Source organism: Acinetobacter sp. 802_lipA (assembly GCF_058242885.1).
On sequence record NZ_JBZAYP010000001.1, the window covers coordinates 3,194,337 to 3,212,427 of the forward strand.

Annotated in this window: 19 protein-coding genes, 1 other RNA gene and 1 pseudogene; 14 read left to right on the top strand and 7 right to left on the bottom strand. The window is 39.5% G+C overall.

What is annotated here, in order from left to right:
* The first annotated feature begins 7 nt into the window (after positions 1-7).
* From uppS to lpxA, 9 genes are read left to right on the top strand one after another with little or no spacing between them, the layout of a single operon-like run.
* The gene (gene uppS, locus AC4CU3_RS15770) at positions 8-760 is read left to right on the top strand and encodes a polyprenyl diphosphate synthase (protein WP_058951731.1); all 753 of its coding nucleotides are present in this window, start codon (positions 8-10) and stop codon (positions 758-760) included.
* A gap of 3 nt (positions 761-763) precedes the next feature.
* A complete protein-coding gene (locus tag AC4CU3_RS15775) occupies positions 764-1,588 on the top strand; it encodes a phosphatidate cytidylyltransferase (protein ID WP_205667927.1) in 825 nt (274 codons plus the stop codon).
* Positions 1,589-2,785, top strand: a complete 1,197-nt coding sequence (ispC, locus tag AC4CU3_RS15780) for a 1-deoxy-D-xylulose-5-phosphate reductoisomerase (RefSeq protein ID WP_263507220.1) — start codon at positions 1,589-1,591, stop codon at positions 2,783-2,785. It abuts the gene before it with no gap.
* 2 nt (positions 2,786-2,787) lie between these two features.
* Positions 2,788-4,143 (top strand): RIP metalloprotease RseP, encoded by a 1,356-nt coding sequence (gene rseP, locus AC4CU3_RS15785; RefSeq protein WP_004696568.1) that lies wholly within the window; start codon positions 2,788-2,790, stop codon positions 4,141-4,143.
* A 45-nt stretch (positions 4,144-4,188) separates the two neighbouring features.
* Positions 4,189-6,690, top strand: coding sequence for an outer membrane protein assembly factor BamA (gene bamA / locus AC4CU3_RS15790; protein ID WP_279044892.1), 2,502 nt, complete (start codon positions 4,189-4,191; stop codon positions 6,688-6,690).
* Between the two features lie 33 nt (positions 6,691-6,723).
* Positions 6,724-7,218, top strand: coding sequence for an OmpH/Skp family outer membrane protein (locus tag AC4CU3_RS15795; protein ID WP_159128375.1), 495 nt, complete (start codon positions 6,724-6,726; stop codon positions 7,216-7,218).
* Between the two features lie 3 nt (positions 7,219-7,221).
* A complete protein-coding gene (gene lpxD / locus AC4CU3_RS15800; protein ID WP_183172784.1) occupies positions 7,222-8,289 on the top strand; it encodes a UDP-3-O-(3-hydroxymyristoyl)glucosamine N-acyltransferase in 1,068 nt (355 codons plus the stop codon).
* A 7-nt stretch (positions 8,290-8,296) separates the two neighbouring features.
* Positions 8,297-8,782 (top strand): 3-hydroxyacyl-ACP dehydratase FabZ, encoded by a 486-nt coding sequence (gene fabZ, locus AC4CU3_RS15805; RefSeq protein WP_125273302.1) that lies wholly within the window; start codon positions 8,297-8,299, stop codon positions 8,780-8,782.
* The gene (gene lpxA, locus AC4CU3_RS15810; RefSeq protein WP_126036994.1) at positions 8,779-9,567 is read left to right on the top strand and encodes an acyl-ACP--UDP-N-acetylglucosamine O-acyltransferase; all 789 of its coding nucleotides are present in this window, start codon (positions 8,779-8,781) and stop codon (positions 9,565-9,567) included. The genes fabZ and lpxA overlap by 4 nt, the downstream gene beginning before the upstream one ends.
* Before the next feature lie 59 nt (positions 9,568-9,626).
* Here the strand turns inward: lpxA and AC4CU3_RS15815 are convergent, their stop codons facing one another.
* Positions 9,627-10,472, bottom strand: a complete 846-nt coding sequence (locus AC4CU3_RS15815) for a YbgF trimerization domain-containing protein (protein ID WP_279045289.1) — start codon at positions 10,470-10,472, stop codon at positions 9,627-9,629.
* 274 nt (positions 10,473-10,746) lie between these two features.
* Here AC4CU3_RS15815 and ffs point away from each other — a divergent pair.
* An RNA gene (gene ffs, locus AC4CU3_RS15820) (signal recognition particle sRNA small type) lies at positions 10,747-10,843 on the top strand.
* 373 nt (positions 10,844-11,216) lie between these two features.
* Here the strand turns inward: ffs and AC4CU3_RS15825 are convergent.
* The 6 genes from AC4CU3_RS15825 to AC4CU3_RS15850 form a co-directional block, all read right to left on the bottom strand.
* Complete coding sequence (locus AC4CU3_RS15825) at positions 11,217-11,687, bottom strand: IS5/IS1182 family transposase (RefSeq protein WP_005399975.1); 471 nt, start codon at positions 11,685-11,687, stop codon at positions 11,217-11,219.
* Positions 11,629-12,030, bottom strand: coding sequence for a transposase family protein (locus AC4CU3_RS15830; protein WP_213072657.1), 402 nt, complete (start codon positions 12,028-12,030; stop codon positions 11,629-11,631). Before AC4CU3_RS15830 ends, AC4CU3_RS15825 begins: the two co-directional genes overlap by 59 nt.
* A gap of 195 nt (positions 12,031-12,225) precedes the next feature.
* Positions 12,226-12,831, bottom strand: a complete 606-nt coding sequence (locus AC4CU3_RS15835) for a regulatory protein RecX (protein WP_279045286.1) — start codon at positions 12,829-12,831, stop codon at positions 12,226-12,228.
* 106 nt (positions 12,832-12,937) lie between these two features.
* Positions 12,938-13,981 carry a recombinase RecA gene (recA, locus tag AC4CU3_RS15840; protein ID WP_279045285.1) on the bottom strand — a complete coding sequence of 348 codons (1,044 nt, stop codon included), beginning with the start codon at positions 13,979-13,981 and terminating at the stop codon, positions 12,938-12,940.
* A 114-nt stretch (positions 13,982-14,095) separates the two neighbouring features.
* The gene (locus tag AC4CU3_RS15845; RefSeq protein WP_004696588.1) at positions 14,096-14,539 is read right to left on the bottom strand and encodes an RNA-binding S4 domain-containing protein; all 444 of its coding nucleotides are present in this window, start codon (positions 14,537-14,539) and stop codon (positions 14,096-14,098) included.
* Positions 14,532-15,206 (bottom strand): HAD-IA family hydrolase, encoded by a 675-nt coding sequence (locus tag AC4CU3_RS15850; RefSeq protein WP_004981908.1) that lies wholly within the window; start codon positions 15,204-15,206, stop codon positions 14,532-14,534. The genes AC4CU3_RS15845 and AC4CU3_RS15850 overlap by 8 nt, the downstream gene beginning before the upstream one ends.
* Before the next feature lie 356 nt (positions 15,207-15,562).
* On the opposite strand from AC4CU3_RS15850, the pseudogene AC4CU3_RS15855 reads away from it, so the two are divergent.
* The 4 genes and pseudogenes from AC4CU3_RS15855 to AC4CU3_RS15870 form a co-directional block, all read left to right on the top strand.
* Positions 15,563-15,634: pseudogene (locus AC4CU3_RS15855) on the top strand (LysE family translocator); the annotation flags it as partial.
* 243 nt (positions 15,635-15,877) lie between these two features.
* Positions 15,878-16,123 carry a hypothetical protein gene (locus AC4CU3_RS15860; RefSeq protein WP_004696593.1) on the top strand — a complete coding sequence of 82 codons (246 nt, stop codon included), beginning with the start codon at positions 15,878-15,880 and terminating at the stop codon, positions 16,121-16,123.
* Positions 16,124-16,444: 321 nt separating this feature from the next.
* Positions 16,445-16,690: a hypothetical protein gene (locus AC4CU3_RS15865; protein ID WP_279045284.1), complete on the top strand. Its 246-nt coding sequence runs from the start codon at positions 16,445-16,447 to the stop codon at positions 16,688-16,690.
* Between the two features lie 503 nt (positions 16,691-17,193).
* Positions 17,194-18,042 carry a 3'(2'),5'-bisphosphate nucleotidase CysQ gene (locus AC4CU3_RS15870; protein WP_279045282.1) on the top strand — a complete coding sequence of 283 codons (849 nt, stop codon included), beginning with the start codon at positions 17,194-17,196 and terminating at the stop codon, positions 18,040-18,042.
* The last annotated feature ends 49 nt before the right edge of the window (positions 18,043-18,091 follow it).

Genomic DNA, 18,091 nt, shown 5'->3' on the forward strand with positions numbered 1-18,091 from the left:
TTGTATAATGACCGATTCAGAAGATAAGCTTACTCTTCCAAAACATGTTGCCATCATCATGGATGGCAACAATCGTTTTGCCAAAAAAAATGCAATGCAAAAGGGCGATGGTCACCGTGAAGGAAAAAATGTCCTTGACCCGATTGTTGAGCATTGTCGAAAAAGAAATATTCAAGCATTAACCGTTTTTGCTTTTTCGAGTGAAAATTGGAAGCGCCCTCAAGCTGAAGTTGATTTGCTCATGAAATTGTTGGAAGACACGATTCATGAACAGTTGCCTCGTATGCATCAATATCAAATGTCCTTACGTTTTATTGGTGATCGTTCTAAATTATCTCCGCAATTGCGTGACTTAATGTTGCATGCCGAACAAGACACTGCTAATTTCGACAAGATGACTTTGACCATCGCAATTAGTTACGGTGGGATGTGGGATATGGCGCATGCGGCTAAGCAGATTGCACTTGCTGTTCAATCTCAAGCGTTAGATCCTGAGCAAATTGATGAACATGTTTTTGGCCAATACGTTAGTTTGAGTGATTTACCCGCTGTGGATCTATTGATTCGTACAGGCGGGGATTTTCGTTTATCGAACTTTATGTTGTGGCAAGCAGCTTATGCAGAGCTTTACTTCACTCCGACTCTTTGGCCAGAGTTCAGTGTAGAAGAGTTTGATGACGCCTTGGCTGTATTTGGTGGGCGTGAACGTCGTTTCGGGAAAACGACGGAACAAATTCTACAAGATAAAATTGAGAACTAATAAATGTTAGAGCGGATTATAACCGCATTGGTTTTGGTGGCCGTTGTACTGAGTTGTATGTTTGCAACCCAGTCACACTATCCAATGTTTGTGCTGATGATTATTGCGGCAGGGGTTGCAGGCTATGAGTGGTTTAAACTCATGCCCCGTACAACAAAAAATGTTAATAAACCTCTAGCATGGGGTTTTGGTTTATTAAGTGCTGGCCTTGCTACACTTGCCTTATACTTTAACGATATTGCACTTCTACTTTGGGTTGCCTCTATCCTATGTTGGTTGCTAAGTCTGTATTGGGTTAAATCTTATCCAAATTATGATGCTTGGTATAATTCAACCCTTAAGGTGGTTGGGATTGTTCTGATATCTTCAGCTGTGACCGCTATTTTTGCACTCTGGAAGATGTCTCCATGGTGGCTGATGTACCTGTTTTTATTGGTTTGGGGTGCTGACAGCGGGGCATATTTTGTTGGGCGTAAACTGGGTAAGCGTAAACTTGCACCTGAAGTGAGTCCAAATAAATCGTTGGAAGGTCTCTATGGTGGTGTGATTACGGCCATGATCATCGTGGTCGCTGTTGAAATCCTCTATTTAGATTTAACGTACGCGCAGCATTTATTATTTCTTATCTTATCTGTAGTCACTGTATTTAGCTCGGTGCTCGGTGATTTATTTGAATCTATGATTAAACGTCGTGCTGGAATTAAAGACTCAGGTCGTATTTTGCCGGGGCATGGTGGGGTGCTGGATCGCATTGACTCGCTACTGGCTGCTGCACCTATCTTTGCTGCGGGTGTATATGTGTTAAAACTTATTGGCGTAGATTTGTAAATGTCTCAATCTGTTTGTATTTTGGGTGTGACGGGCTCGATTGGGCAGAGCACCTTAAAAATATTGCAACAACATGCTGAACGCTACTCTGTGTTTGCTGTTACGGCACATAGTCGGATGCAAGAGCTTGTTGATATTTGTCAGCAGTTTCAACCTGAAATTGCAGTTGTACCTCAAGCTAAAGTGGATGAACTGCGCCAGCTCCTAGTCGCAGCCAATTTACAAAACATTGAAATTTTGGCGGATGAGGCAGGCCTCATCGCGGTTGCTGAACATCCGGAAGTGGATGTGGTGATGGCGGCTATTGTTGGCGCGGCAGGTTTAATGCCGACGCTAGCAGCGGTAAAAGCAGGAAAGCGTGTCCTTTTGGCAAATAAAGAAGCGTTGGTGATGTCGGGTGACATCATGATGCAGGCTGCTCATGACCATCAGGCTCTTTTGCTTCCTGTAGATTCTGAGCATAATGCAATCTTCCAATGCTTGCCGCAGACCTATTTACAAGCTGAGCGTCACGGAAAGCCGAAACTTGGAGTCTCTGGTATTCTTCTGACTGCATCCGGCGGGCCATTTCTAAAACATAGTTTAGATGAATTACACAATGTAACGCCTGCACAGGCGTGCAAACACCCGAATTGGTCCATGGGGCAGAAAATTTCGGTTGATTCGGCGACCCTCATGAATAAAGGGCTGGAGCTAATTGAAGCTTGTCATCTTTTTTCAATTGAAGAACATTTTGTTACAGTAGTTGTGCATCCGCAGAGTATTATTCATTCCATGGTGCAATATGTGGATGGTTCAACATTGGCGCAAATGGGAAATCCTGATATGTGTACGCCAATTGCACATGCTTTGGCATGGCCTGAGCGTATTCAAACCCATGTTCCAGCTTTAGATTTATTTAAAAATCATCAGTTGAATTTCCAAGCGCCAGATACGCATCGATTCCCTGCATTAAGCTTGGCACGTCAAGCGATGAAAACTGGGGGTACAGCCCCTGCGATTTTAAATGCAGCCAATGAAATTGCGGTTGCTGCATTTTTAAATCAACAGGTGGGGTTCATGGATATTCCTGCTATTGTTGAACACACTTTGAATACCATCCCACATCAAGCAGCAACACAACTTGATGTTATTTTAGAAGCCGATCGAAACGCACGTCATGTTGCTCAGCAATATGTGGTGAATATAGGAATTTAAGCATGAGCGCCTTGTTTATGATTGTTGCGGCAATTTTGCTTTTAGGCCCACTTATTGCAATACATGAGTTTGGGCACTATTTTGTTGCGCGTAAATTGGGCGTAAAAGTTTTAGTTTATTCCATTGGTTTTGGACCAACGGTTTTAAAGTGGACCTCTAAAAAGTCAGGTATTCAATATCAGCTTTCGGCATTGCCCTTGGGTGGTTATGTCAAAATGCTGGATGAGCGTGAAGGCGATGTTGCTGAAGAGGATGCGCCTAAAGCATTTAATCGTCAGTCACCTTGGAAGCGTATCGCAATTGTTGCGGCTGGCCCATTGATTAATTTGGCATTTGCCATTTTTCTGTTTTGGATTTTGTTTTTACCTGCACAAGAGCAGTTGAATACACGTGTGGGTAAAGTGCTACCTAATACCCCTGCGGCACAAGTTCAAATGCAAGTGGGCGATAAAATTACCGCTGTTGATGGCTTAACGACACCCACTTGGGAAAAATTGAATTTTGCCTTGGTCGATCGTGTGGGTGAAACGGGATCAATCCAAATTCAGGCCGAACGTGCGGGACAAGTTAAAACGTTTAGTTTACCTATTCAAAACTTCTTGAAAGATCAAACACAGTCTCCGCTTGATGTTCTGGGTTTTACGCCTTATCGACCAAAAATTCCTGCGGTTGTGACTAAGTTGAGCGAAGATGGTGCAGCCATTCGTCAGGGTATGCAACAAGGTGACAAAATTGTCGCGATTGATGGCATCAAGATGAATGATTGGTTTGATGTGGTACAAGTGGTTCAAGCCTCACCTGAGAAATTGTTAAAAATTGATGTGCTTCGTCAAAACCAATTGGTACAACTTGAAGTGATGCCGCAAGGTAAACGTGACAATATGGGCAAGGTTTCTGGTGTCTTAGGTGTACAAAGTGACCCTGGGAAAATCAGTATTCCTACAGAATATAAACAAACGATACAATATAATCCTGCCGAAGCCTTCATGATGGCGGTGGATAAAACCGGTCAATTGTCGAGCATGATTTTGAACTCGATTGTAAAAATGGTGCGCGGTTTGATTGGTCTAGACAACCTATCAGGACCGATCACGATTGCCAAAGTCGCAGGACAAAGTGCAGAAATGGGTTGGCAAACTTTTATCTCATTTATGGCACTGATGAGTGTAAGTTTAGGGATATTAAATTTATTGCCTATTCCTATGCTTGATGGTGGACATTTGGTCTATTATTTTATAGAACTAATACGTGGTAAACCTGTTTCTGAACAAATACAATTGGTTGGTTTAAAAATTGGTATGGTATTGCTCGGAAGTATGATGCTTTTGGCACTATTCAATGATTTTATGCGTTTGTAAAAAAGCGTAGATACGGAATTAAATTTTACATCGGAAAAAACTGGCATGCAGCACACACATTTATTTATGCCTTTGGCGCTCATCAGTGCTATGGCAACAGTACAACAAGTATATGCAGCAGAAGATTATATAGTACGTGATATTAAGGTTGATGGACTTGTTCGTTTAACGCCAGCAAATGTCTATGGAATGATTCCGTTGAATAGTGGAGATCGTGTGAGCGATGCAGCACTTGCCAATGCCATTCGTAGTTTATATGCAACAGGTTTGTTTGATGACATTAAAACAGAAAAGCAGGGTGATACGCTGATTTTCAAAGTTGTCGAACGCCCACTAATTTCTAAAGTTGAATTTAAAGGTAATAAACTCATTCCTAAAGAGGCCTTGGAAGAAGGCTTGAAAAAGATGGGGATTACCGAAGGTGAAGTGCTGAAAAAATCAGCGCTACAAACGGTTGAGTCTGAGCTTGAACAACAGTACATGCAACAAGGTCGTTATGATGCTGATGTCAAAGTTGTCACAACAGCGAAGCCGAACAACCGAGTAGACCTTACTATTGAGTTTGTTGAAGGTAAGGCTGCAAAAGTTGTAGATATCAATATTATTGGTAATACCGTATTTAAAGAAAGCGAAATTGAACAAGCGTTTGCGGTAAAAGAGAGTGGTTGGACATCCATTATTTCACGTAATGACCGTTATGCACGTGAAAAGATGGCTGCAAGCTTAGAGTCTTTACGTGCGCTTTATTTAAACAAAGGCTATATCAATTTTAATATCAATCATTCAAGCTTAAATTTAAGCGAAGATAAAAAGAATATTTTTGTTGAAGTTTCGGTGGATGAAGGCGAACAGTTTAAATTTGGCGAAACCAAATTTTTGGGCGATGCTTTATACACGCCAGCAGAACTGAAAGCTTTACAAATTTATAAAGATGGCGATATCTATTCACAAGAAAAAGTGAATGCGGTTAAACAGTTGCTTCTACGTAAATACGGTAATGCGGGTTATTACTATGCAGAAGTGAACGTCGTGCCTCAGATTGATAAAGAAACTCATCTGGTGGATTTAAATTATTATGTGAATCCAGGTCAGCAAGTGACTGTGCGTCGTATTAACTTTACCGGCAACACGAAAACTGCGGATGAAGTATTACGTCGTGAAATGCGCCAAATGGAAGGTGCACTCGCAAGTAATGAGAAAATTGATTTATCTAAAGTTCGTTTAGAGCGTACAGGCTTCTTTAAGACTGTAGATATCAAACCAGCGCGTGTTCCGAACACAGCCGACCAAGTTGATTTAAACATTAATGTTGAAGAGCAGCACTCGGGTACCAGTACCTTGGCAGTTGGTTTCTCACAAAGTGGTGGTGTAACCTTCCAAGCGGGTTTAAGTCAAACCAATTTCATGGGTACAGGTAACTCGGTTGCAATTGATTTATCCCGCTCAGAAACGCAAGACTATTACAACCTAAGTGTGACGGATCCGTACTTTACGATTGATGGTGTACGTCGTGGTTATAACATGTACTACCGTAAAACCAAGTTGGATGAAGACTATAACGTCAATAACTATGTGACGGATAGTCTTGGTGGTGGTATCAATTTTGGTTATCCAATTGATGAAAACCAAAGCATTAGCGCGGGTTTAAACATCGACCAAACTGAAGTAACCACAGGTCCGTATGTATCTACTTATGTGCGTGATTACTTGTTGGCGCATGGCGGTAAGACAAAAAGTACATCGACTTATTGTATGGTGGATTTAGTTCCTGATTCGGAAGGCGTTTATGTTTGCCCAGATGGTCAGACATCTGCTCCTTATGGTTCTGAGTTTACCGGTGACTTCTTAACCTATAACTTAAACTTAGGTTGGTCATATAACACCTTAAACCGTCCAGTGTTCCCAACATCGGGTATGTCGCATCGTATCAATGGTGAAATTGCCTTACCAGGCAGTGATGTTGAATATCAAAAGCTGACTTATGATGCTCAAGCTTATTTCCCATTAGGCAAAGACTTCGTACTTCGCGGTTATGGTAAGTTGGGCTATGGTCATGACTTACCATTCTATAAAAACTTCTATGCAGGTGGTTTTGGTTCAGTCCGTGGTTATGACAACAGCACATTAGGTCCAAAGTATCCAGGTGTAACGTACAGTGAATCTGATGATGTTGATTATGACCCTGAAGAAGTCGGTGGTAATGCGTTGATTCAATTTGGTACAGAATTGGCTTTGCCTTTACCATTTAAAGGGGATTGGACACGTCAAGTCCGTCCAGTGCTGTTTGCTGAAGGTGCACAAGTTTTTGATACTCAATGTAATGTATCGAGTTCAACCATTTATGTGAATGGTGCTGATGTAGACTCTAAGCAATATTGTAAAGACAACTTCGGTTTCGATGTTGATAACATGCGTTATAGCGTGGGTGTAGGCTTTACTTGGATTACCATGATTGGTCCATTGTCTCTCAGCTATGCATACCCATTGAATGATAAAGATGGCGATGAAACAAAGAACATTCAATTTGAAATCGGTCGTACCTTCTAAGGTCGACCGTTTCTCTACATGAAAGATATAAATATGAAAAAATTTCTTACAGCTTTAACACTTACAGCATTAACTTCTACAGTGGTGAATGCTGCTGGCTATGGTGTAGTGGATCTTGAGCGTGTTGTTGAAAATAGTAGCTATTTAAAACAGCAAAATTCGAGTTTTCAACAGAAAATTCAACCGCAAAGTACGAAGCTTGATCAACTTAGTAAAGAGCTTCAAGACTTACAACAGCGTTTACAAACAGGTGATAAGCTAAGCGCTGCGGATAAGCAAAAAATGGTGACTCAGTATCAAACCAAAATGAACGAGTTCAATACTTTGCAGCAAACCATGCAAAGCAGTGTGCAAAGCTCTATTCAGCAAGTACGTACTGTATTTGATGGTCGTGTAAAGCAGGTTGCTGAACAATTGCGTAAAGAAAATCAATTAGATGTTGTTTTGAATAAAAACTCAGCACTTGCCTATGACGCTAAGTATGATTTAACTGATAAAATGATTCAAAAGGTTAACGCAATTAAGTAATCAATGAATCCTCAACAGTACCGCTTAGAAGATCTTGCTCGTTTAGTCCAAGGTGAGTGTGTAGGTCAAGCTGATTTAATCCTTAAGGGATTGGCAAGTCTAGATTCGGCAGAATCTAGACATCTTGCATTTGTAAATGGTGAAAAGTATTTAGAGCAAGCACAGCAGTCTAAAGCTGGAGCATTCATTGTTACAGCTGATCTGAAAGATCACTTGGTTGAACATCAAAACTTTATTGTTGTTGCCAATCCCTATTTAGCCTTTGCAATTTTAACTCATGCTTTTGAGGTTAAACACACTGAACAGGGCATCGAAAGCACTGCGCAGATACATCCTTCTGCAATCATCTCAGATACTGCTTATATTGGACATTATGTGGTCATTGGTGAAAATTGCGTTGTTGGCGATGACACGATTATCCATTCACATGTCAGCATACATGATGGGGTTGAAATTGGCCGCAGCGGTTTAATTGAATCACATGTAAACTTGATGTCATGCAAAATTGGTGATCGTGTCCGTATTCATGCCAATACTGTGATTGGTAGTGAAGGTTTTGGTTTTGCCCCTTATCAAGGGAAATGGCATCGAATTGCTCAATTGGGTTCGGTCATCATCGGTAATGATGTACGGATTGGTTCAAATTGTAGTATTGATCGCGGTGCATTGGATGACACAATTTTGGAAGATGGTGTCATTATTGATAACCTTGTGCAAATCGCCCATAACGCTAAAATTGGTGCCAATTCGGCTTTTGCTGCCAATACAGCAATAGCGGGTAGTACAACCATTGGCAAAAATTGCATCGTAGGTGGTGGGTCTGCAATTGCAGGGCACTTAAATATTGTTGATAATGTCACTTTAACTGGAATGTCAATGGTCACAAATAATATTTCTGTGGCTGGAACGTATTCTTCAGGAATTGGACTGTTTGAAAATCAAAAGTGGAAACGCACCGTTGTTCGTTTAAGACAATTAGCAGATGTGCCATTGACCCAATTGGTAAAAAAACTTGATCATATGCAGGCTCAAATCGAGTCCCTTGAATCAACAATTAAATTGCGTAAATAGAAATATGATGACTGAGTCGAATTCTACTAGTTTCACGAAACCTGAATTGCCAATGACGATTCAAACTATTCGTGAGTACTTACCACACCGCTATCCTTTTTTATTGGTCGATCGTGTTGTTGATGTGACTGAAAATGGAATTGTGGCGTATAAAAATGTGTCTATTAATGAAGAGTTTCTTCAAGGCCATTTCCCTAATTATCCAATTATGCCTGGTGTTTTGATTGTCGAAGCATTAGCGCAAGTTTCAGGTATTCTTGGTTTCATCATGAACGATGAGAAACCAAGTGAAGGTTCTTTGTTCTTGTTTGCAGGTGCAGAGAAAGTTCGCTTTAAAAAGCAAGTCGTTGCAGGCGACCAATTGGTGTTAAAATCAGAATTGGTCATGCAGAAACGTGGTATTTACAAATATAATTGTATTGCCACCGTTGACGGTGTAGTAGCAGCATCTGCGGAAATTATGGTTTCGCATCAGAAAATAGAGCAATCATGAGCAATAACGAATTTATTCACCCAACAGCAATCATCAATGCATCTGCCGTGATTGCAGCAGATGCAAAGATTGGACCGTATTGTATTATTGGTCCAAATGTCACTATTGGTGCAGGTACGCAGTTACATTCGCATGTGGTGGTCGGTGGTTATACACGTATTGGAGAACACAATGAAATTTTCCAATTCGCAAGTGTGGGTGAGGTCTGCCAAGATCTAAAATATGCAGGCGAAGAAACCTGGTTAGAAATTGGTGACCATAATAAAATTCGTGAACATTGTAGTTTACACCGTGGCACGGTTCAGGATCACGGTATAACCAAGATTGGTAGCCATAATTTATTGATGGTGAATACGCATATTGCGCACGACTGCGTGGTCGGTGATCATAATATTTTTGCAAACAATGTCGGCGTGGCTGGCCATGTTCATGTAGGTGACTATGTGATTGTCGGCGGTAACTCGGGTATACACCAATTCTGTAAGATTGATTCTTATAGCATGATTGGTGGTGCATCATTGATTGTGAAAGATGTACCTGCTTATGTGATGGTTTCTGGTAATCCTGCACATGCTTTTGCGATGAATGTTGAAGGTATGCGTCGTAAAGGTTGGTCTAAAAATGTGATTCAAGGTTTACGTACAGCATTTAAACTGATCTATAAAGAAGGTTTGACGACAGAGCAGGCTTTAGAACGTATCCGTGCAGAAATTTTGCCTGAAGTCGCTGAGGTACAATTGCTCATTGACTCCTTAGAACAGTCAGAGCGTGGCATTGTGCGTTAAGTTTAATCCAAAGATAAAAAAAGACACTTCGCGTGTCTTTTTTTATATCTGTAGGAAAATTATTTTTTAAAGAAAGAGGCTTCTTCAGACTTGGGATATTGCTTAAGAAGTTTGGCTTTGTATTGGTTGGCCTGAGTCGAGTTTTTATCCACTTCTTTGGCAATATTATAGAGTTGATAGACGGCTCGAGGTGCGCGCGAAGAGTTTGGGTATTGGTTTGCTACAATCCCGTAGTTCTTTTTCGCTTCTGCATAGTTGGTAGGTTCAATCGCTAAATTAAATTCCGCTAACCAGAAATATGCATTGCTGATGTAAACACTGTTGGGGTTGTTTTTAATAAAATTTTGCATGGGTGCAATCGCTTTCTTCGCACCACCTTGCTTATAGGCATCCAATGCGACAGTATACGCGGCTTTTTCTAGCTCAGATGGTTCTGATGTGTTTTGAGTACTGACCACTATAGGTGCTTTGTTTACTGCGGCCGCGGTTGTGCTACTGCTGGCGTTGGTGATTGTGGTGTTACTGGGAGGAGTATCCTGTTGGTTATCCTCCGTTGTATTGCTCGCTTCAGGGTCTATTTTTTGCTGAAGTAACTCTAAGCGTTGATCTAGGTCAGCGTAACGGTTTTCCAACTCATGTTTGAGTTGAGCGATCTCGTTGTCTTGCTCTTCAAGTTTACCGCGTAAGCTACGCAAATCATTTTCTAATTGTTGGTTCTTTTGCATGATTTGCCAATTAATATTGGTTGCTGTTGCACTCGCACCTGTGTCTACTGCGACGCTGGTTGGATTGACACTATTGTTCGTTGCTTGACTTAAGCCGCGAGATTCAATTGGAATATTGGCGAAAACAGGCGTTGTGCAAAGTAGGGTGAGGGCACATAGGCTATGCTTCTTTAGCATCATAAAATATCCGTGTTATAAGGCTTTGATGGGGAAAACATCAAACGAAATTCATTTACCCCATTAAAAACGGCAACGTTATGAATTGCAATAAGCTTTTACATTGTTGTCGTATATTTAGGTAAATGAATGTAGCCTAGTCGTTACCAATAATTGAGCGATTTTTCTTAAGTTTGTTTTATAAATAGTCAATTGAATGAAATGCTTATTGAAAAGTCGTTTATAGGCTTGCAACTTAGGGAAAAATCTCTATACTCTGTTCTTGCAATGGTAGCCCTGCCGGTTACTTCGCAATTGTACTCTACGAACCCCGCCAGGACCGGAAGGTAGCAACGGTAGTAGAAATATGATGTGCCGAAGGTTGGCTGGTAGGGTTGCCACCATATTCATTTATTAAAAATATAATAATCAATATACAAATACATTGTATGTAGACCAAATTTAAAAAATATCTTTTTATTCACTGTTATTGCGTTTGTAATATTTCCTATTCTCTTTACCCTCAGCTTTTGTTTTAAAGATTCATTTAGTCTATTCCTCACCTCTTTTTGCTCTGCCATGTGTATTTTTCTTAGGTGTGATGTATTTTAATATCACGTTAAATCCTGATTATTTAATTTATCGAAAATTATTTCAAGTATTAGAAATCATTGCATTATTTTTCATCTTATACTTTATATATTTAAGCTTTTCTGAATGTTATCTGATTCGTAGTTGCTTAGACTTACATTAGACCTCTTTCATAAATCATTTTTTACTCAGTTCCAAATTATAGATCCCAGCAATTAGATTGAACCTCAATCCCAATCTTTTTCCTCGATTGCGATATCGCTCAGCAAGGATTTTGAAGGTTTTCAAACTGCCAAATACATGCTCAATGCCAATTCTTCTTTTGTTAATTTCTCGATTGTAAAGCTTTAGCTCAGGATCTAGTTTGCAGCGTTTTTTTGCTTTTAATGGCAATAGGCTATTTCGATACACTGTGTAAATCCCTTGATAACCCTTATCTGCAAGTATAAAGGCACTTGCAGGAATCTGATTCAAATTGCGTTTGAAAAGTTCGAAATCATGTACAGCACCACGACTTGTGCATAAACTCAGAATTTGCTGAGTTTTATAATGAACAATGGCTTGAACTTTGAAAGTATGTGCCTTCTTCTTACCACTGTAGCTTTTCTTCTGTTTTTTTAGGCCTTTGTATTGGAATTTCTGTGGCATCTACGATCACCACATTCCAGTCAATACCTTCGCCTTCAGGCAAATGCTTTGGTAAATTAAATAAATTGGACTTGATGAGGCAGTCCTCTACATGGTGTACGATTCTTGAAGCAGTGGGCTCTGACACGCCATAACTTGTTGCGACATGGAATAATGTTCGGTATTCACGCCAATAGCTTAAGCATAAGAGAATCTGATCTTCTAGGCTTAATTTAGATGGTCTACCTTTGGCAGGAACATGCATTTTCAATTGCTCAACCATTAAATTAAAGGTTGACCATGAGATGCCGGTATATCGCTTAAACTGTGTTTCAGAAAGCTTCTTTGAATAGATGTATTTCATTCAAAGATTATGCCTGAATGTTTAAGATTCTTCGGTACAAATAATCAGCAATAGATAGGTCGTTTTTTGATTTATGAAAGAGATCTATTATTTTCTAACTCATTAACGATTACATGTAGTTAATGTTGGGTGTGAATATAAGATCAATATTTATAAAGGTGATTTGGGTATAGCTTGGTCAAGAGCGAATGGTGATTAGTCATCAACCCTGCGATTAATCGCTTTCATAATCGCGTTCATTTCAAAGCCACGATACATTAAAAAACGGATTTGCTTGGCTTTTAGTTTTGGATCTGTTGCGACCTCAATTCCATACTTTCTAACTTTGAGTTGATAGGCTTGTTCGACCCAATCTGTTTCTTTTAGTTCTTCTAAAATTAAACCAGTGTCAATCTTTTTAGTTTTAAGCGCCAGTTTAATGCGATTAGGGCCTTTGCCTTTACGCTTTTGGCTCGATAAAGTGATCTCAGCCACACGTTGATCACTCTGATAGTTTTGTGCTGAAAGCTCTTCAACCAGAGTAATCACTTCTTCACGGTGCATCGCCCATGTAGCCAATTTTTCAATCAATTCTGCTTTTGAATATTCCTTACGTGTTAATACAGCAAAGGCATAAGAGCGTAGACGGGAACCTGTTAAACCTGTGGGTTTGGGCTGATTCTCTTCATCAAAATCTAAAGCATCATCAGTTTCTTGTGTTACCTGCGTGTGGCAGTATTGAGTAGTAGGGGATTCTTCCTCACCAAATTGTTGTTTGAGAGCATCATAGTCAAGGAGTTTGGGAAATTTTGAATTAGGCATAATCGGCTATGAAATAGATCTGAATAAACAAAACGCCCCGTAGGGCGTTTCTTAGTATAAGCCTAAATGTTGTGTAAGAACATTTAATCTTTTTCGATACTTTTAATTAAGCATCTAAAAAGTCTAGCTCTTCTTCATTCTCTTCTACAGGCGCAGCGTTTGCAGTCGTCAGTAGTTTTTCTCGAATGATTTTCTCAATGGTTTCAGCCAACTGAGGGTTTTCTTCAAGGTGACGGATCACATTATTTTTACCTTGACCGATTTTGTCGCCTTGGTATGAATACCAAGCACCTGCTTTTTGTACGATTTCTTGTTGAACAGCCAAGTCTACAAGTTCGCCCAAATGGTTGACACCTTTACCATATAGGATTTGGAAGAGCGCTTCGCGGAATGGAGGTGCCATTTTGTTTTTGACAACTTTCACTTTGGTTTCAGAACCAACGATTTCATCGCCTTCTTTGACTTGACCTACGCGACGAATGTCTAAACGCACAGACGCATAGAATTTCAACGCATTACCACCAGTCGTCGTTTCAGGGCTACCAAACATTACACCAATTTTCATACGAATTTGGTTAATGAAAATCACCATACAGTTTGAGCGTTTTGCATTACCTGTAATTTTACGTAATGCTTGGCTCATTAAACGTGCTTGGAGGCCCATGTGCGAGTCGCCCATTTCACCTTCAATTTCTGCACGTGGTGTCAATGCTGCAACAGAGTCGACAACGATGAGGTCAATGGCACCAGAGCGAACCAGCATGTCTGCAATTTCAAGTGCTTGTTCACCATGGTCAGGCTGAGAAACCAAGAGGTTGTCAATATCTACGCCAAGTTTACGCGCATACTGTGGGTCTAAAGCGTGTTCTGCATCAATAAATGCACATGTACCACCTGCTTTTTGACATTCGGCAATCGCTTGTAAAGTCATGGTTGTTTTACCTGAAGATTCAGGACCATAAATCTCAACGATACGACCTTTTGGTAAGCCGCCAATGCCTAGAGCAATATCAAGTGTCAAAGAACCCGTTGATACCGCTTCAACAGCTTGTACGGTGTTATCGCCAAGACGCATTACTGTGTTTTTACCAAACTGCTTTTCAATTTGGCTTAGCGCAGCATTGAGCGCCTTGCTTTTATTATCATCCATCTTACAACCTCAAAACGATGTCACGGATATTTACTGAATATGCTCAGTATAGTGACAGATTTAGTCTGTATCTTCTATAAAAGTCAGATCGTGTGCGACACAATATGACGCATGTCATTCATCATCATTATAAGACCAATATTGGTCAAATTGTTGATCATTTTCTTGTCTAAACTTACTGATATCGCGTCGGTCTTTTTTACTTGGACGATGATCAGGTCGAGCTAGATTATGCAACTTTCTTTGGCTTGCAATCAATTCCCGTCGTGTAATACTGACTTCAGTTTCTTCATATAATTTTTGTGCAACAGGAGCGGGGCCACGCACGTCAGAGAGTTCTTTGATCACCACGGTTTTCTTGTCAATACCTTGTTGTATGGTGAGTTCCATTCCAACCCGAACTTCTCTCGACACTTTGACACGTTCGCCATTGTGGTGAACTTTGCCCCCCTCAATTGCATTTTTGGCAATGGAGCGCGTTTTAAAAAAACGTGCTGCCCATAACCATTTGTCAATGCGCATGCCTACAGCATCTTCCGCTAAAGTGGATTTACGCATATTTGGCCGTGACCTCAGCTTGCTCTAAATAAGGAATTAAATCGGTGAGCTGATTTAAGATTGGATAAGGGCTGGATGTCTTGCTTTGACCTAGTGATGAGGGTTGAGCAATGGTAAATAGGTTTTGAATACCATAACTTTCAGCACCTTTTAATACTTTTTCAGTGTCATCGATAAAGTAACACTGTGTGGCTGCAAAAGGATGGCGTTCATGGAGATGTTGCCAAAACTCAGTAAACTCTTTGGCATGACCGAGAGTTTCACTGCTAATAATGACATCGAAATATGAAGCCAGTTTCGTGTGTTCAAGTTTGAACTTGAGTCCCTCGCAGTCAGCATTGGTGGCAAGCCAGCAAGGGTAGCCGTTACTTTTTAAATAGTCGAGAAGTTCAAGGCAGCCTTCACGCAGGCTAACTTTATGCTTAAATTCCTGCTGTAAGGCGAGTGTATCTACGCCGACTTTGGCTGTCCAAAAGCGCGTAGAATACCAATTGAGTGTGTGATTATGGGTTTGATAAAACTGAAACAGGGCCTGAGTACTTTGTTCTAAAGAGCACTGGTGTTGTTCAGCATAACGGATAGGAAGCTGATGATTCCAAATAAAATCATCATAGGCAAGATCCAGTAATGTACCGTCCATATCAAAAATGATAATTGGCTTTTCCACTCAAAAAATCTCCAATGTTTCAAAGTTCAGCAATGGCTATAGAAAACAGTTAGCAGCCGATCTAGCAGTTTTACTTTATGCAAATATGGCGTAATTATAGCGTATAGCTGCATAAGATTACGGACTTGCATAGCCCATTGTCAAAAATTGAAGAATATGGGATCTCAATTTTTTAAGTAAGAGCATATAAGATGTGTTAATCGCACATTGATTCACAACAATATTGAACTTCAGCATAAGAAATGATTCACCTTATGGAGAAGGAAGAGTTTTTGTAAACATCCGATGAGAGCGCTTAGAGCTGTCATTATTATCGAAAATCTCCACTGTTGTTGCTGATCTAAATCAGCCATGGATTACAACGGACTGCATCATTGGTTTTGGTCAGCTTTTCAGTACCACTTAGCTATTCGGCTCTCATATCTATCCAATTTATTTCATCAAATGTTCATTTTACATCGATACCATTAACACCACCTGAGGGTGATTTTTTATGTTTTAAGCTAAATTTAAATCACTTCAACTGATGGAGAAAGATTCGTTGTATCCAGCCCAGCGCAATAAAAGTAAGTTTTCTGACAAAAATAAAAAATAAAGTGGTTTTTCTGGTTATTTACACAAGAATCGGTTAAAAAAGATGTGGCGAATGAGAATAAAATAGAGAGGAATGGATGAGTGAATTAAATTTAGATTTTTTAGATGAAACCTTAGATAAATATGAAGCAAAAGGTAAAAAAAAGGCCATTAAAAAAATCCGTATTGGTTATATGCTTTATGCAAAATTTATGTCGAATAAAAAATTTGCAGAAAATGTAATGAGTTCATCTTTAGATCCAAATAAGAGGACTTATCGTAATACCAAGATTAAAATTACGCATGATGAATATGAGTTAACATTTTTACGTAATGATGATTAAGTATTCAATTGTGATAAAAAAGCCTTAAGGTTTCATTTATTTGAAATATTTGGGCTGTAGAGTGTGTGGCATAAAGAAATGAAAATATAATAATTAGATGATGTTTGTGCAGTTAAACCTGTTTATTTGGAGAGAGGTAAACAGGTTTTTTATTATAATAACTTTCTGGTCTGAGTGATTACAGACAAAAAACCCGATTTGTTTTCATACTGATCGGGTTTTTATTTTTCTATTGAAATGAAAATAGTGAGAAAGATGATTTCTGACATCTTTTGATCATATTGTTCATGGATAATCTTTTTTATTTTGAGTTACTTCGATATGTCAATTGTTACTGTAAATGAACTAGATGATATTCTAAAAGAATTAATTTCCAAAAATAAAAAGCCTGAAAAAATTTTGATTGGTTATAAAGCATATAGCGAGCTTATGAATGATCGAAAATTTTTGCATGAAGTCGCTAGCTCGGCTATGGATCCGAATAAAAGAAAGTATCAAAAGATTAAGATCAAAGTGACGCAGGATGAGTATCAATTAGAAGTGAAGTGCTCAGATAAAAATGAGTAGGTGTACCGTAATTTAAAAAAACTAGAGGAATGCCGCATTTTTTAATTGATGTATTTGAAATACAGGTTTATACTACACTCGAAATTAAAGCGCTGTAGCTTTTCTTGTTTTATATCCCACGCTCCCATGCGTGGGATTTTTTTGCGCGATGATTTTTCCTAAAGTAATCACTTGGATGTATAAAGCTGAAAAGAAGTTAAGAGTAAGCACAAATTAGAAACGGTCAGTTTGAGACTTTCTCTAGTCTCAATATTTAAGGTGTTGTAAAGGTAAAGTCAGGTTGATTGGACTACTCAACCCAAAGTCAAAAGAAGAATTGGAATTGAGTGATATTTCCTGAGTGTCTTAGGCGTATAATATTTTTAAGGCAGTGTTGAAAAAGTGTTCGCGTGTTCTCATTCTGAGGTGATAAGTATACAAGTTGGATATGAAGTGATCAGCATGCTGCTATTTCAATAGATGAACTTCTCGATCTATAACTTAATGAATAAAAAGGCGGTCTCATGTTTAAGCCCACAACTGCACCTCAAGATGCACTGATATTGCAACTTGTACCGATTGTGACTCAAGCGTGCGAGATTTTACGAGCAGAGTATCAAGCTTATGTTGCAGGTGGTGATTTTACAGTTGAACGAAAATCCGATCATTCACCCGTCACGCAAGCGGACTATCGTGTCAATCAATTTATTACCTATGCTTTAAACAATACCTTTCCTCATTTGCCTGTTCTTTCTGAAGAAGGGCAGCATGCGCATAGACAACAGTGGCAGTCTTTTTGGATGCTTGATCCTTTAGATGGTACCAAAGAATTTTTGCATCAACGTCCTGAATTCACCATTAATCTCAGTCTTATTGAGGGTGCGTATACAACTTTTGCTGTGCTGGCTATTCCTTGTGAACAGCAAATTTACTTCTGTCCACTACAAGGTCAGCCTTTAAAATATAATATTGAAAAAGAGGTATGGTATGTATATGTTCCAGTTGAAAACCACAGTGCTGTTCAAGTCGGCTTAAGTCAAAGTAGTCAGAGCAAACCGCAGTATCAAGTGTATTTAGAGCAGTTGGAAAAACTTACGCCTATTCAAGAGTATCGTGCAGGGAGTGCATATAAGTTCTGCATGGTGTTGGAAGACCGGGTCGATATTTACCCGCGCTTTCACCCAACGAGTGAGTGGGATACCAGTGCTGGACAGTGTTTATTGGAGCGGATCGGTGGAGGTTTGGTTGATTTTCAGGGACGACCATTTGTATATAATCAAAGATTGAGTTTATTGAATGGCGGTTTTATTGCATATCGAAATAACGATATGAAAAAACTGGCATTACAAGCACTTGAACTAATGCCTTCGTAGGCTTGAGCTAAAAACTGAGCGTGCTATAGTGTTTTTTGAATTATTGAGT